This is a genomic window from Erythrobacter sp. HA7-11 (assembly GCF_055693605.1).
On the sequence record NZ_JBVFUF010000002.1, the window covers coordinates 1 to 14,468 of the forward strand.

General features: G+C 58.0%; 16 protein-coding genes and 1 pseudogene. 6 read left to right on the top strand and 11 right to left on the bottom strand.

Features of this window, described 5'->3' with window-relative positions; translation table 11 throughout:
* Positions 1-22: 22 nt before the first annotated feature.
* From ACZ1GU_RS00100 to ACZ1GU_RS00115, 4 genes are all read right to left on the bottom strand, one after another.
* Positions 23-1,216 carry an efflux RND transporter periplasmic adaptor subunit gene (locus tag ACZ1GU_RS00100; RefSeq protein ID WP_472646121.1) on the bottom strand — a complete coding sequence of 398 codons (1,194 nt, stop codon included), beginning with the start codon at positions 1,214-1,216 and terminating at the stop codon, positions 23-25.
* Between the two features lie 243 nt (positions 1,217-1,459).
* The gene (locus tag ACZ1GU_RS00105) at positions 1,460-1,726 is read right to left on the bottom strand and encodes a GlsB/YeaQ/YmgE family stress response membrane protein (protein WP_472646122.1); all 267 of its coding nucleotides are present in this window, start codon (positions 1,724-1,726) and stop codon (positions 1,460-1,462) included.
* 175 nt (positions 1,727-1,901) lie between these two features.
* Positions 1,902-2,201 (bottom strand): CtrA inhibitor SciP, encoded by a 300-nt coding sequence (gene sciP, locus ACZ1GU_RS00110; protein WP_218316081.1) that lies wholly within the window; start codon positions 2,199-2,201, stop codon positions 1,902-1,904.
* A complete protein-coding gene (locus ACZ1GU_RS00115; RefSeq protein WP_472646123.1) occupies positions 2,194-2,565 on the bottom strand; it encodes a hypothetical protein in 372 nt (123 codons plus the stop codon). Before ACZ1GU_RS00115 ends, sciP begins: the two co-directional genes overlap by 8 nt.
* A 166-nt stretch (positions 2,566-2,731) precedes the next feature.
* Between ACZ1GU_RS00115 and mnmA the strand changes: the two genes are divergently transcribed.
* Positions 2,732-3,898, top strand: coding sequence for a tRNA 2-thiouridine(34) synthase MnmA (mnmA, locus tag ACZ1GU_RS00120; protein WP_472646124.1), 1,167 nt, complete (start codon positions 2,732-2,734; stop codon positions 3,896-3,898).
* 12 nt (positions 3,899-3,910) lie between these two features.
* Here mnmA and ACZ1GU_RS00125 read toward each other — a convergent pair whose 3' ends face one another.
* Complete coding sequence (locus tag ACZ1GU_RS00125) at positions 3,911-4,261, bottom strand: hypothetical protein (protein WP_472646125.1); 351 nt, start codon at positions 4,259-4,261, stop codon at positions 3,911-3,913.
* 34 nt (positions 4,262-4,295) lie between these two features.
* Between ACZ1GU_RS00125 and ACZ1GU_RS00130 the strand changes: the two genes are divergently transcribed.
* Complete coding sequence (locus ACZ1GU_RS00130; protein ID WP_472646126.1) at positions 4,296-5,060, top strand: serine hydrolase domain-containing protein; 765 nt, start codon at positions 4,296-4,298, stop codon at positions 5,058-5,060.
* Positions 5,027-5,452 (top strand): hypothetical protein, encoded by a 426-nt coding sequence (locus tag ACZ1GU_RS00135; RefSeq protein WP_472646127.1) that lies wholly within the window; start codon positions 5,027-5,029, stop codon positions 5,450-5,452. The genes ACZ1GU_RS00130 and ACZ1GU_RS00135 overlap by 34 nt, the downstream gene beginning before the upstream one ends.
* Here the strand turns inward: ACZ1GU_RS00135 and ACZ1GU_RS00140 are convergent.
* From ACZ1GU_RS00140 to ACZ1GU_RS00150, 3 genes and pseudogenes are all read right to left on the bottom strand, one after another.
* Positions 5,437-6,241, bottom strand: a pseudogene (locus tag ACZ1GU_RS00140) (PhzF family phenazine biosynthesis protein). The gene ACZ1GU_RS00135 and the pseudogene ACZ1GU_RS00140 overlap by 16 nt on opposite strands.
* On the bottom strand, positions 6,238-6,900 hold the full coding sequence (gene pdxH / locus ACZ1GU_RS00145) for a pyridoxamine 5'-phosphate oxidase (protein WP_472646128.1): 663 nt from the start codon (positions 6,898-6,900) through the stop codon (positions 6,238-6,240). The pseudogene ACZ1GU_RS00140 and the gene pdxH overlap by 4 nt, the downstream one beginning before the upstream one ends.
* A 138-nt stretch (positions 6,901-7,038) precedes the next feature.
* On the bottom strand, positions 7,039-7,248 hold the full coding sequence (locus ACZ1GU_RS00150; RefSeq protein WP_472646129.1) for a hypothetical protein: 210 nt from the start codon (positions 7,246-7,248) through the stop codon (positions 7,039-7,041).
* Between the two features lie 267 nt (positions 7,249-7,515).
* Between ACZ1GU_RS00150 and ACZ1GU_RS00155 the strand changes: the two genes are divergently transcribed.
* Genes ACZ1GU_RS00155 through fabI form a run of 3 tightly spaced genes read left to right on the top strand, consistent with a single transcriptional unit; the run spans position 7,516 to position 10,363 of the window.
* Complete coding sequence (locus tag ACZ1GU_RS00155) at positions 7,516-8,472, top strand: DnaJ C-terminal domain-containing protein (protein ID WP_472646130.1); 957 nt, start codon at positions 7,516-7,518, stop codon at positions 8,470-8,472.
* A gap of 60 nt (positions 8,473-8,532) precedes the next feature.
* The gene (locus ACZ1GU_RS00160) at positions 8,533-9,522 is read left to right on the top strand and encodes a YihY/virulence factor BrkB family protein (protein WP_472646131.1); all 990 of its coding nucleotides are present in this window, start codon (positions 8,533-8,535) and stop codon (positions 9,520-9,522) included.
* Between the two features lie 4 nt (positions 9,523-9,526).
* Entirely contained in the window at positions 9,527-10,363 is an 837-nt protein-coding gene (gene fabI, locus ACZ1GU_RS00165) for an enoyl-ACP reductase FabI (RefSeq protein WP_472646132.1), read from the top strand.
* A 31-nt stretch (positions 10,364-10,394) separates the two neighbouring features.
* Here the strand turns inward: fabI and ACZ1GU_RS00170 are convergent, their stop codons facing one another.
* From ACZ1GU_RS00170 to ACZ1GU_RS00180, 3 genes are all read right to left on the bottom strand, one after another.
* Positions 10,395-11,462 (bottom strand): hypothetical protein, encoded by a 1,068-nt coding sequence (locus ACZ1GU_RS00170; RefSeq protein WP_472646133.1) that lies wholly within the window; start codon positions 11,460-11,462, stop codon positions 10,395-10,397.
* Positions 11,463-11,561: 99 nt separating this feature from the next.
* Complete coding sequence (locus ACZ1GU_RS00175; RefSeq protein ID WP_472646134.1) at positions 11,562-13,739, bottom strand: GumC family protein; 2,178 nt, start codon at positions 13,737-13,739, stop codon at positions 11,562-11,564.
* 7 nt (positions 13,740-13,746) lie between these two features.
* Positions 13,747-14,457 carry a polysaccharide biosynthesis/export family protein gene (locus ACZ1GU_RS00180; RefSeq protein WP_472646135.1) on the bottom strand — a complete coding sequence of 237 codons (711 nt, stop codon included), beginning with the start codon at positions 14,455-14,457 and terminating at the stop codon, positions 13,747-13,749.
* Between the last annotated feature and the right edge of the window lie 11 nt (positions 14,458-14,468).

Here is a 14,468-nt window from a genome sequence, read left to right on the forward strand (position 1 = left end):
TGTTGCGGAAGTTCATGTGGGCTTACCCTTCTTCTTCCTCGCGGCGCGGATTGACCGTTTCGCCCGGGTTGAGGAAACCGCCCGCCCGCAGGACAACTTGCTCATTGCCGCTCAAACCATCAGTAATGGCGATGCCTTCCGGTGTATTCATACCTGTCGTGACCGAGCGCCGCTCCACCTTATTTTCTTCGCCAATAACGTAGACATAACTGCCTTCGCTATCAGCCAGAACCGCGCTTTCGGGAAGGACGGTAGCGACCACGGTGCCGCTTTTGATGACAGCGGTTGCAAAGCCTCCGGGACGCAGTTCGGGCGCATAAGGCAAAGCGATCCGCGCGGTTCCCTGACGGTTCTGCGCGTCGATCGTGGGCGAAATCTGCCACACTTGACCGCTAAAGCTCTTCTCAGATCCGGTCGGGACCACACTCGCCTGGACACCCTGACCAAGACTGGCGAGCTGCGCTTCGCTAACCTGAGCAAGCATCTCCATCTCACCGCCGCGGGCGATGCTGAAGAGGGCGGGCGTTCCGCCGCTTACCGTCTGTCCGGGCTCGACATTGCGCTCAAGGATCAAGCCAGCCGCAGGAGCAACGATGTTCAGCCGGGCGTTGCGGGCGCGCAGCTCACGCAATTGCGCCTCGGCCACCCGAACCCGCGCGACAGCTGCATCGCGGGTTGAAGTCAGCCGATCAACGTCCGCTTTCGAAATGAAGCCGCGCTCGACCAGCTGCAGGGCGCGATCAAGATTGGCCTGCGCAAGATTGGCATCGGCCTGTGCAACCGAGATCTGCGCCGCTTGCGCCTGAGCTTGCTGCGATTGAACCGAACGATCGATGACCGCAAGAACTTGTCCCTGACTCACCCAATCCCCGGCATCGACCGGCACGGAGACAACGCGGCCGCCTTCTCCGACAACACCAACGGGAAGCTCGCGCCGTGCAGCAATTGTGCCCGGCGCGTTGATTTCGCCTTCGACTGTGGTTTGTCCGGGCGCCACCACGGTGACCGTTGGCGCCTGCGAATTATCATCAGCAACTGCTTCACCGCCGCCGCTGGTCGCGACGGTGTATGCCGCAATCGCCAGCAAGAGCCCGATTACGATGATCCCGCCGATCTTGATCTTTTTGGAAATCAATGGCTTGTCACCACCAAAATCCGAGACATCCGACGGCACACTATCGGCTGCTTCTGCGACAATCGAACTCTCGTAATTCATGGCCAATCCTCAGGCATACTATCGCAGGTGTGTTATACCCATAACTCACCCAAGGCAATAGTCATAGGCGCACGGAGCGAATCGGGCAATGCGCGGTTCGACTGATGACTTTCAGACTAGACGAGCGGCATTTGGGATAAGTTCCTCCACGCCCAAGAAAAAGCCTGCATTACCGACAGATAAAAAGGGCAGAGCCGCAGTTAAGCAGCCCCGCCCTTTTGGCAAATACCTTGGTGGCGCGTTTTAGCGCACACGTCCACGCTGAATAAGGTTGACGATGCCCAGCAGCACAACCGCGCCGACCACAGCAACGCCAAGTCCGACCAGTGAAAATTCCTGAACACTGCCGCTGATGCCGAGCAACGGTCCCGCGATCATATTGCCGACGATAGAACCGACACAACCAACGACGATGTTCCAGAAAATCCCCATCGAGGCATCGCGGTTCATCACGAGGCTTGCGAGCCAACCGGCAACACCGCCGACGATAAGTGCAATAATCCAACCCATAACTGTTTCCTCCTCATTTATTTTCAAACGGTTATATTGCTGCAACTCCACAGGTGCAGTCCCGTTCCCGGCTCATTCGACCGTGGCGTGGAGGAAGTCTAGACGCTTTGTGTGCAAAATACCAAACGGGCCGCCCTCTTTCGAGAGCAGCCCGGTTTTGGTCGAATTGTCGAAATCAGTATTTCAGCTGGCGCTCGTATAGATCGCGGTAGTGCTGGATGCGGGTCACCCGCAGGCCTTGCATGCCCGAACGGTCGACAGCGCGCTGCCACGAAGCAAACTCTTCGAGTGTAAGTCCGTAGCGCTCAAGCACTTCGTCGATTGTCAGGAGCCCGCCATTCACGGCGGCCACAACTTCGGCCTTGCGACGCACAACCCAACGCTTCGTCTTGGGCGAAGGCAGGTCGTCAATCGTCAGCGGCTCGCCAAGAGGGCCGATCACTTGTGCAGGGCGGATGTCCTGATTTTCAATCATTTGTATTCTCTCGATCGCCTCTTGCTGCGTCGGTCTCGTCTGCCAACGGGATTACCGCAGAGGCTTTGCGACCCTCTAAAGCAATAGGGTTAACGGGCCGTTCGCCTTCCAGAATAGCAGCGAAGTAACTTGCCGCTGCATCCCCAAAGCTGGCCACATTCATGGATCCTTGTGCAGCATCGCGGCGCATAACTTCGCGCAGATCGTGTGCAGCACTGATCCTTGCGGACAGTTCGTTCCATCCGATCGCGCGCAATGCGTCGCCAGCGCGCGCACCATCACCGTCCGGGACCACCACTTCGCCATGAGCGAGTGCGGTTTCAGCCTTGAGCGCGGTTTGAATCGATGAAACATCTTCGAACATTCGCTCGTCTCTAAAGCGCGAAGGTCAAGATGTAGTAAAACCGGTATTTACCGCAGGTTAGGAATGATGTCCGGAAATGAGACAATCGATTGGCGCCGCAGAGCCGCGCCCTTCACCTCAAAGCACTGGAAAACTGCGGCTGGTGAGACTAAATAGTGCGCTCTTCATGACCACAACACTTACTCTTGATAGCCTGCCCGACCTCGGGCTTGATGCTGCATCCCTGTTCGATCTTGGCAAACCGGCAAGCGAAGCGCGCATTGTCGTAGCCATGTCGGGCGGAGTCGATTCGTCGGTGGTCGCAGCTTTGGCCGCCGCGAGTGGGGCCGAAGTCATCGGCATTACCTTGCAGCTCTATGACTATGGTGCGGCGACAGGCCGCAAAGGCGCGTGTTGTGCAGGGGATGACATTCAGGATGCCCGCGCAGTTTGCGACCGCCTGGGCATTGCGCACTACGTCTTCGATCATGAGAGCGCATTCCGCGAAGAGGTCGTCGAGCAGTTCGCCGATGAATATCTCGCCGGGCGCACGCCCGTGCCCTGCATCCGCTGCAATATGGGGCCGAAATTCACCGACCTGTTTCGCATGGCGCGAGAGCTAGGCGCGGATTGCCTGGCGACCGGGCATTATGTCCAGCGGGTTGAGGCAGAAGGCGGTCCGCACCTTTACCGCGCGGTCGATCCCGCGCGCGACCAGTCTTATTTCCTCTATGCGACGACGCAGGAGCAGCTCGATTACATCCGCTTCCCCTTGGGCGGCCTGCCGAAGACCAAAGTGCGCGAGCTTGCCGAGGCAGCGGGCCTGCGCAACGCGGCCAAGCCTGACAGTCAGGATATCTGCTTCGTTCCCGATGGCAATTACGCAAAGATCGTAAAGTCGCTGCGCCCAGAAGGCGGCGTGGCAGGAGACATCGTGCACGCGCAGACCGGCGAGACTTTGGGCCAACATAAGGGCATCGTCCATTTCACCGTCGGCCAGCGCAAAGGCCTTGATATCGGGGGCCAGCCTGAGCCGCTCTATGTTGTGGGTCTTGACGCGTCCAAGCGCGAGGTGCGCGTCGGTCCGAAGCTGATGCTGGCTGTCGATGAAGCGCATCTGATCGAAACCAACCGGATTGGCGATCTGCCCGATGAACCTCTGACAGCTAAGGTTCGCAGTCTGGCGAAGCCTGTGCCGATTGAGCTGGTGGGCGCTCTGGGTGACAACGCGCCTGCAACGATCCGCTTTGCCTCACCCGAATTCGGCGTTGCTCCCGGGCAAGCGGCGGTCATCTATTGTGGTGAGCGCGTGATCGGCGGCGGCTGGATCGACGGAACGAGCGCCGCCGCATAGCGCGCGCGGCGCTTAGCCCTCCCACTTCTCCATCACGCAGCCATATCCCTCGCGGTATCGCGCGGTCGAGTCTGTGACCAAGGGAAAGCGCGCGGTTACGCTTTTGGCATCAACATCATCGACCAAGGTGACCAGCTCGGTCCCGGGCAATTTGTCTTTCTCGCAATCTTCCAGGCTTCGCCCAGCGATGAACCGGCACGAGCAGGCGACCCGCGCAGTGTAGGCCGTGCCGACCTCGGCATAACCGCGGATTGGCTCGCGGTAAGCAAAGACCAGGGCCGCGATCGCGCAGATCGCGAAGAGAAAAAGCCACAGAATGGCGCGCGATTTGCCCGAGCGGCGCGCGATGTTTGGATTTGCCATTGCCAAGCGAGGGTCCTTGCCCAATTGAGTGCGCATGTTTGCACGTTTCCGCTTCCCTAGCTGCGCTCCGGTCGTCCTGTCAGCCCCTTTGATGATGCTTTCTGCATGCGCCGATACCGCGCCTGCGGGCCCTGCACCGCTCAACGAAAAGGCAATGGCAGCTGTCACCGAGAATGCCGGCGCGCCGCGCGAACAATTGGCACGCGAGGTTGATGAGATTTTCACCAGCGAGGGCATGGGGGAAACCCGCGCAATTGTGGTGATGGCGGACGGTGAATTGGCCGCAGAGCGTTATAGCGCAGGCTATGATGCCGAGACCCGGTTCATCAGTTGGTCGATGGCCAAAACCATCACCGCCGTCATGGTCGGAATGCTTGTCGCCGATGGCCGGCTGCAGCTTGACGAGGCAGCGCCGGTCGCCATGTGGCAGCGCCGCGGAGATCCGCGCGCCGAAATCACCGTGCGTCACCTGCTGCAAATGCGCAGCGGGCTGCGCCACACCGAGGCTGGCGATCCGCCTTATGAATCCGCCGAGGTGCGTATGCTGTTCCTCGATGGCCGTGATGATATGGCGAAGTGGGCAAAGGAACAGCCGCTAGAGGCCGAGCCGGGCGAAAAGTTCGAGTATTCCTCCAACACGACCGTGATCCTCGCCGATATCGCGACGCGCGCGCTAACTGGCAGTAACGATCCCGATGCTCGGCGCACGGTACCGTCAGCGAGTATTTGCAGGAGCGGCTGTTCGAGCCGCTTGGGATGGATTCCATGGTGCTCGAGTTTGACGCCTCGGGAACTTTGATCGGTGGAAGCCTGATGCACGCCACAGCACGCGATTGGGCGAAGTTCGGCGAGTTTATGCGCCGCAATGGCCGCGCACCAAGCGGTGAACAGCTTGTGCCCAGCCGCTACATTGAAGCAATGGTAGAGCCATCGCCCGCATCCCCGCATTACGGCCTGCAGACATGGCTCAACCGGCCCATGGAAGAGGCTGGTGACGACACGCAGCATCCGCTCTTCCCAGACCGCGCACCGCAGAGCCTTTTTTCGCTGATCGGACATATGGGGCAATACGTGTTGGTCTCGCCCGAACAACGCGTAACTCTCGTTCGTTTAGGGCATTCGACCTCTGAAGAGCGTGAAGTGATGCTGCAACAGGCCGCGGATATTCTTGCGCTCTATCCTGTCAGGTAGAACGTCCCTTCCACGACTGTCACGCAAGCGCCGCCCAGTTCGACGCGCTCGCCATCAAGGCGGCAGGTAAGGTGCCCTCCACGCTGCGACGCCTGATAGGCGGTGAAAGTGTCGCGGCTGAGATCGTTCACACCAGAAGGGTGTGAGAACCGCGTGCGCGCCGCCGGTTACCGGGTCTTCATCTATTCCGTAGCCGGGCACGAAAACGCGGCTGATTATGTCTGTTGCATCGCCCGGCGCGGTGCAGACGAACAGGTCACCGCCCAATTCGGCTAACTTGCGAAAGTCGGGATCAAGCGCCCTGATCGACGCTTCATCGTCATAAAGGAACAGGCTGTAGCCGAGCGAATTGCGCCACGTTTCTTGAGGAGAGCCGCCCAACAGCCTGATCGCTTCGGGCCAATCGTAAGGCTCGGTTTTGATCGCGGGGAGCTCGACAGTGTAGACACTGTCCGTGCGGCGGACCCGAAGTAGTCCTGCCTCGCGAGTCCGAAATGTTACGCGCTCACCACCGCCTCTTTGAAGCAGGACATGCCCGCTCGCCAAGGTCGCGTGACCGCAAAGGCGGATTTCGGCGGTTGGGGTGAACCAGCGCAATTCCCAATCCGCCTCACCGCTCTGGTCGCGGACCAGAAATGCCGTTTCCGCGAAGTTGTTCTCAGCACCGATTTTGACAAGGACGTCATCGGGCAACCACTCATCCAGCTCCATAACGGCAGCTTGGTTGCCGCCGAACGGCTCTGCGCTGAAGGCATCAACGTGCCAGTATGGAATGGCAGGTTGCGTCACGGATAGAGCAGCGTGTCCGTCCAGTCACCACTGGCTACCCGCGTAAACCGGCGGCGATCATGCAAGCGGTTGTCGCGATCCATCCAGAACTCGATGGCCTGCGGAACGAGCGTAAAGCCTGTCCAATGAGCAGGGCGTGGGACTCTGCCCGCCTCTGCATGTTGCGCACGCAGGGCATCGACACGGGCGAGATATTCGTCGCGGTTTGCGAGCGGTCGAGACTGATCGCTGGCGGCTGATCCAACCTGGCTCTTGAACGGGCGTGAATGGAAGTATGCATCGGCGCGCTCGGGGCTCACCTCATGCAGCTCGCCCTCGATGCGAATCTGACGCCTCAGGCTTTTCCAGTGAAACAGCATGCTGGCCTGCGAATTGGCGCGGATTTCCTGACCCTTGCGACTGTGAGCATTGGTATAAAAGGTGAAGCCACCTCCTCCAATATGGGCTGGAGCGTCGCTTGGCCCATACTCTTTGAGCAAGACCATCCGCGCCGAAGGAGCACCATCCGGAGTCGCGGTCGCCAGCGCCACCGCGTTCGGATCATTGGGCTCGCTTGTCTTTGCAGCCGCAAACCATTCGTCGAACAGCGCGTAAGGGTCCGCGCCGGACAGTATCGCACTCTCGGCCAGTTGGTCTGGGTTTAGATCGATATTACTCATTGAGACGATCTAGGGCGAGAGCGTCGCTTTTTACAGTGCTGAAAATGCAAGCATGAAGGCGGCACCGACGCCAAATACATTTCGGCCCGGTATCCTGCGGGACACCGGGCCGAAAAAATCGACTATCGTCAAATTCGCTTATGCGCTGACAGGATCAAACTCATCGTCCGATGCTGCGAGGACAGCAATCGCTACAATACCTGCCAGAAGGCCGAGAGCGAGAAAGGAGCTGTTCTCACCCAGTTCGTTTTCATCAGCTACAGGAGCGATGGCTGGCGCAGCAACCTGCGCCATAACAGGAGCAGTAGCGAGACCGAGAACGGCAACGCCTGCCGCAATCTTTTTCATAATCATAAAAGCAACCTCAAAAAATGAAGAAATCAATGAATTCCAGTGTCGTCTTAGCCAGCTTTGCATGACAAGTCGACGACTTTGGCCCGAAAAATGACAATTTCATCAAAGGAGTCGCAATTTTCCCACACTTCCGGGCAGTGAAGTGATCCTATTTAGCAAAGATTGCTGCGCCAAGAGAAGGTTTATTGAGTGGCACACTCCTGCGCGTGGATCACGCTTCAAAGCTTGCACCCATCGACTGTTGCACCTAGCTACCACGCTATGGCTGACCCATACAGCACCCTTGGCGTTGCGCGCACGGCTTCCGAGAAGGAAATCAAAAGCGCATACCGTAAACTCGCCAAGGAGTTGCATCCCGATCGTAACAAGGACAACCCCAAAGCGGCTGAGCGCTTTTCCGATGCGACCAAGGCCTATGATCTGCTGTCTGACAGTGCCAAGCGAGCGCAATTTGATCGCGGCGAAATCGATATGGAAGGCAACCCCACCAATCCGTTCGGCGGATTTGCCGGCGGGGCTGGGCCCGGCGGGTTTGGCGCAGGCGGATCTCGCCAACGTTACACCAGCGAGGATTTCGGCGGCTTCTCGCCAGACGACATGGATTTAGGCGATCTGTTCGAGGGTCTTTTTGGCGGTGGCAAGCAGCGCGGCGGATCGCGTCGAGGGTTTGGCCAGCGCCCCCCACCACCGCCTCCTAAGAAGGGCGCGGATATCCAATACCGGCTGGCGGTGCCATTTGTGGACGCTGCTGCGGGACGTGACCAGCGAATCACTTTGGCTGATGGCAAGACCATAGATCTGAAACTTCCGGGCGGCGTCGAAGACGGCACACAGATGCGGCTCAGGGGCAAGGGACACAAAGGACCCGGCGGCTACGGCGATGGACTGGTTATTGTAGAGGTCGGAGGCCACCCCTTCTTCCGCCGCGATGGCGACCATATCCGGATGGACTTGCCGCTCACGCTTGATGAAGCCGTGCGCGGCGCGAAGGTGAAATGTCCGACCGTCGATGGCCCGGTCATGCTGACGATCAAGCCGGGTACCAATGGCGGCACGGTCATGCGGTTGGGCGGCAAAGGCTGGACGACCAAGGGCGGAAAGCGCGGCGATCAGCTGGTAACACTGGAAATCCAGCTGCCAGAAGATCTCGACGGGTTTGCGCAACGCATTGATGGCTGGAGCGATCCGGCCAAACCGCGTGAGAAATTCGGGCTATAGGCACCCATTGACGCAATGATTGGCGACCCCTCCGGCCTACCTGACAGATCAGAACGTGAGGTGCGTTCACTATCGCCAGAGGCGCGCAGGCAATCGGCCCAGATGGAGGCGCAGGGCCTGCTCGGCCACACCGATGAAGCGGCCAGCATGCGCCAACGTATGCTGGCTCGGCTCGGTCCCGGGACACGCGCTTTTGAAGTGATAAGACGCGCCGCAATCGGCACCTATAATGATGGTTTCATCCATGCGGGAAATCTCGCCTACCTCTCAATGTTGGCGATTTTCCCTTTCTTCATTCTCGGAGCTGCGTTGATCGAACTGGTTGGGGGGCAAGAAAACAGCGAGGCGCTGATCGAAACCGTTCTGGTCGCCATGCCGCCCACAGTCAGACAGGTGATCGCTCCGGTCGCGACCGACACGATGGACGCACGCAGCGGCTGGCTCTTGTGGTTTGGCGCGGCGGTCGCGCTATGGACAGTATCGAGCCTGATTGAGACCATCCGCGATATTCTCCGACGCGCCTATGGAACGACGGCAAGCCACGCTTTCTGGAAATATCGGCTGCTTTCCGCCGGGCTCATCCTTGGGGCAGTGGTGCTGTTGATGGTGTCGCTCTTCGCGCAGGTCGCCATCGGAACTGCACAGCAAGTGATCGATGCCCGCTTCCCGCAACTGACCGAAGTCATCGACACACTGCGGCTGTCGCGCATTGTTCCGGCCCTGGGCCTGTTCGGCTCGCTCTATCTGCTCTTCTACACGCTGACGCCCGCTGCCTACCGCAGCAGCGGCTATCCCAAATGGCCCGGAGCCTTGTTTACAGCTGCATGGTGGCTGGCTGTTTCGAGCGCGTTGCCCCCGATCCTGCGGAGCTTCTTCAGCTACAGCCTTACCTATGGAAGTCTCGCCGGGATCATCATCGCCCTTTTCTTTTTCTGGCTCGTCGGCTTAGGGCTGGTAATAGGCGCAGAATTAAATGCCGCCTTGGCCGAACCGGAAGGCGAGGTAGAGGCGGACAGGATTTCAAGCGCGGCGGATGCGCAAGGAGAATAAGCTGATGGCAAATTCCGGTCAGGGGCTGATGAGGGGCAAGCGCGGGCTGATCATGGGGCTCGCCAACGACAAGTCGATTGCCTGGGGCATCGCAAAGCAACTGGCCGAACAAGGCGCGGAATTGGCTTTCTCTTATCAAGGTGACGCTTTGGCGAAGCGGGTGAAGCCGCTCGCAGAGCAACTCGGCAGCGATTTTACTTTCGAATGCGATGTCTCCGACATGGAAGCGCTCGATAAGGCCTTCGCGGTGCTCAAGTCGCGCTGGGACACGATCGATTTCGTGGTTCACGCGATCGGATTTTCCGACAAGTCGGAACTGCGCGGCAAATATGTCGACACCAGCCTCGACAACTTTCTGATGACTATGAACATCTCCGCCTATTCGCTGGTAGCCGTAGCCAAGCGCGCGGCAGAGATGATGCCGCCGCTGCAAGAGGATGGCACTGGCGGCGGCAGTATCCTAACGCTCACCTATTATGGCGCGGAAAAAGTCATCCCGCATTACAACGTCATGGGGGTTGCAAAGGCGGCGCTGGAGACCAGCGTGCAATATCTCGCGAATGACCTTGGCCCAGCTGGGATCCGCGTCAACGCGATCAGCGCCGGCCCGATCAAGACCCTGGCCGCGAGCGGGATCGGCGATTTCCGCTACATCCTCAAATGGAACGAGCACAACTCTCCCCTGCGCCGCAATGTGTCGATTGACGAGGTCGGCGGCTCAGGACTCTATTTCCTCTCCCACCTTTCCAGCGGCGTGACAGGGGAAGTGCACCACGTTGACGCCGGGTACCATACGGTGGGTATGAAACAGGAAGACGCGCCTGATCTGACGGTCACCTGATGGCAAGTGTGTCCTCTAGAGGACGCCTTGGCTAGCTAACGTCGATCTTCGTGATGAGGCCGCGCAAGGTCGGCTCACCCTGAAACACACGGGCCGACACGCTGACTTCCACAAAACCGCAATCTTGATCTGGCAGAGGCGCTTCATACTCAGCCTCGCCCGTCACAAGTAGCTGATCAAATAGGAACGAGGACGCACCAGCGCAGCGCACGCGCAGCCTTACCTTGTCGGCATGAATGGCCGGCTCAATCGAGGTATTGATCGTGATCGAGAATGTGCTGCGCTCCGCCTTGTAAAGCCGCCTCATCAATTCTCCGCCTGCACCAGAGCGGACTTGAAACTCGATACCACTGTTTTTTCGGTTGAGCTGCGCGCGGAGGTTTCTGGTATCTGAAAAGCTCCAATCAAAGGGAGGAAAATCAGTTCGCAAATCAGGTGTGGCTTCGCTCAGATACCGGGTCTTCGCGAATTCATAGTGGTCAAATCCTCCCTCTAAATCGCCAGCGCGCGCTAGCCCCTCGACCAACCGCGCATCGAGCGGCTCATCTTCCAGCTTCATCGAACGGCGTAGTATTGCGAGGTTGGGAACTGCTGCGGGTGTCCTGCTAGCGAACGCGAAAAACTGGTCGCGCCAGGGAGGATCGCTCGCAAAGATGCTACGCACAACGGCACCCGCTTCATCATCGGCCAAGACTTGAGATAGGACTGGGAATAGATCTGTGTAGACCTCCGGGTGGACCCGAAGAATTTGATCGAGTGTCGACAGCACTTGATCGGTATTCTTTTCGATCATTGCCTGCTCAAGAGCCAGCCCCTGAAGCGCGGCAGCTCGGCGGTTCAAAGCAGTAGCAGAACCCAGGATGGCCTTGCGCTCGTCGGACGCGCCAGCTGCGATCGCAAGTATCGCATGAGCATTTGGCGAAAGCTGATTGTAGCGCACGGCCTTTGCCGCAAATGGTTCAACATTGCGCGCTGCCGCCACCTGATCCCCGGTCTCTGCCAGCTTTGCTGTAAAGCCTGCAAAAGCCTTGCGTTCATAAGCGTGGCCATTGTGCGGAGCGAGTTGGAGCGCGATATCAGGAGAAGTACGGCTCGCCACAATGCTTGCCGACTGCAGCAACGACAAAACCGCCAGTGGAACTGCGATTATGGAAATGGTTGCCAGCCTACCGATTTTTTTGCGGGCCAATTTTCAGACCTATCTTGTTACTTCGGCGTCGCTTTGGTGACCGTCGCCATATCCGTAACCGTAGCCATAACCATAACCATAGCCGTAAGCGCTGGCACCGGTATCCAGCTTAGTAACGATCGCTCCCTTTATCTCTGCGCCAACCGAACGCAGACGCTCGAGTGCGCCATTGATGCCGCGCAGCTTGATCCGATCAGCCTCGATAACATAGACGACACCATCTGCCGTGGTGGCCAGCTCCAGAGCATCAGCAAGCGCGAGGACTGGCGCGCTGTCGATGATAATCTGATCGTATCTCTCGCGGGCGAGAGCCAAAAGATCCTTGACACCTTGACCGCCTAACAACTCAACCGGGTTTGGCGGAACTGGGCCAGCATGGAGAAAGTCAAAGCCCAAATCGTCAAAGTGCTCCACAACCGTATCGAAACCCTCAGACTGTCCGGACAACATCCCGCTCAAGCCGGCTCTGTCCTTAGGCGTGATGTTCAGCGCTTCGATAAGCTTGGAAGCACGAAGGTCAGCGTCGATTAGCAGTGTCTTGCGCCCCAACTGCGCAAAACTCGCTGCCAACGCGATTGAAGAAATCGATTTTCCTTCGTTCGGGACCGACGACGTCAACATCAAAACATGCGGCGCGCCGTTGGCTGTCAAGAAGTTCAGATTAGTGCGTATTGACGCATACGCTTCGCTGAATTCTGATGAGCGCTCTGCCACTTCATCGAGCAATTGAGCAGAAGCATTCGCTGGAATCGCACCGAGGAGCGGGATGCCAAGGTCTCTCTTGACTTGCTGTGGATCTTTGAGGGTCTGACTAAGAATGACGCGCAGATAAACGATTACAGCGCCGATCAGACCAGCGATGGCGAGCGCCAATGCTAGGTTGCGGGGCCAAGAGGGGGCATAGGCAAATCGTGGAAGTTCGGCCCGGTCAATCAACTTGATGTTGTTCTGTCCAGCGCCCGATGCCTCAAGTTCTTTGAAACGCTGCAACAAGCCGTCATAGAGCTCGCGATTTGTATCAACCTCGCGCTTGAGTATTCCGTAGCGGATGCCTTGGTTCTGCTGACCCAGAAAGCTCGATTTTGCCTCCGCCAGTTCGCGCCGCAAAGCGGCTTCTTTCGCCTGCGCTGCACGCAAGCGCGATTGGGCTTCGTCGCTGGCGACGCTGGATTTCTCTCCAGTTGCTTCATCGATCGCGGCCTGCAACGCGGCAACACGCGCCTCGGCTTGGCGACGTGGAGGGTAGCCGGGGCCGAAATTCGCACTGAGTTCCGCCAGCTCCGACTGAGCCTCCGCCAAACGATCATTCAGCTGGTCCGAAGCCGCGAAGCTTGCCCCAACACCGGAACGAAGCGCAGCTTCAGCAGCGATGCGTTCCGTCACTGCTTCGGCCAAGGCTTCGTTGAATGCCGTCAGCTCGGTTGCAGTGAGTGTCTGTGTCGCGGTTTCAGAGCCCGCACGCTCGGAGGAATTTGCATCGAGCACCAGAATGCCATTGGCATTGGCGTATTCCACCAACTCTTGCTCTGATATAGCCAGCTGATCGCGCAATTCTTCGATCTGATCCTGAAGGAAATTGCGCGCTTCAATATTGTCGCCGAACCTCTTTTCGTAATTGGCAGCGATAAATTCTTCAGCCCAAAGCGCGCTAATCTTTTGCGAAACTTCGCGCGAAGCGCTCGAGAAACCGACATCAACAAGACTCGATTGCGTGATCGGTTCGACAGTCAGATTTTCCATCAGAATCTGCTCGACGTCGGCCTCGGTCAGATCTTCTTCTTCAAGCAACCCGAAGGTTTCCAAAAATTCCTCATCGCGGGTTAGATTGGCCGCCTCGACCACTCGCTTAGCCATGAAGCGGCTTTCCAGCAGTTCGTACTGGGTGTTGAGATATTGCAGCTCCGATACGGCGCTGTCTGCCTCCAACGGATCAATATCAGTCACATTCGCGCTGACCTGAGTTAGCTCAAGCCGCGATTTCGCGCGGTACAATTCGGTGCTCAGCAGCGTGACTATCACACCGACGAACAGGCCCAGGACTACAAGCCCGCCCAGCCAATATTTGAGGCGCAACGCCTCATTGAGATATTTCTCGAGCTCGAGCGCGATCAGATTATCGTCAGAATCGCTGTAATAGGCCTGATCTGACGAGTCGCCATTGGCAGCCATTTGCGTCTTGTCCAACATGCTTGCCTTAACGCCCCAACCTATCGATCAGGATGACCGCACTGCTCAGGACCGGGATGAATTGCAGGATCGTCGCGAGCCGTCTCTGGGCTGCAGAATCGCCAACCATCACGATGTCGTTCGCATAAAGCCTGGGGTCGGCATAATTGCCACGTTGTATCGCTTCCAGATTGTAGACGCCGATATAGCGTTGGCCTTGCACTTCACGAAACACCAGAACCTCTTCAAGCTTGGCAAATTCACCGCGCCCGCCGGCAAGGTTGACCGCGCGCATCAAGGTCATGTCTTCATCAACGGGGTAAGCGCCTGGACGTTCAACCTGCCCGCCGATTGATAGGGTGACGCGATCGAGATCCTCCGGAATGACAATAACTTGGGGGTCGATCACATACTCTCCGCGCAGACTGTTTGCGATCACTTCCGATGCTGCTGCTGGAGTTAGGCCACTGAGATTGACTTCACCAGCAAGCGGCATTTGTACGCGCCCGCGTTCATCAGTGATGAATTTGCTGCTGAGAAGATCTGACCCGACGACAGAAATTTCGAGAATTTCCTGCGGTCCAATTTTGTAAAAGCCGGCGTTCTCATTGGAGGGCAGCGTGTCGAGGTCGGTCAACTCAACCGACGACGCCAACCCCAAAGGCTTGTTCGAACCCGCACAACCGGAAAGAGCCAAGGCTGCAGCAATGGCCAGCGCTGACATTTTGATGGAGTGCATAATATTTAAGG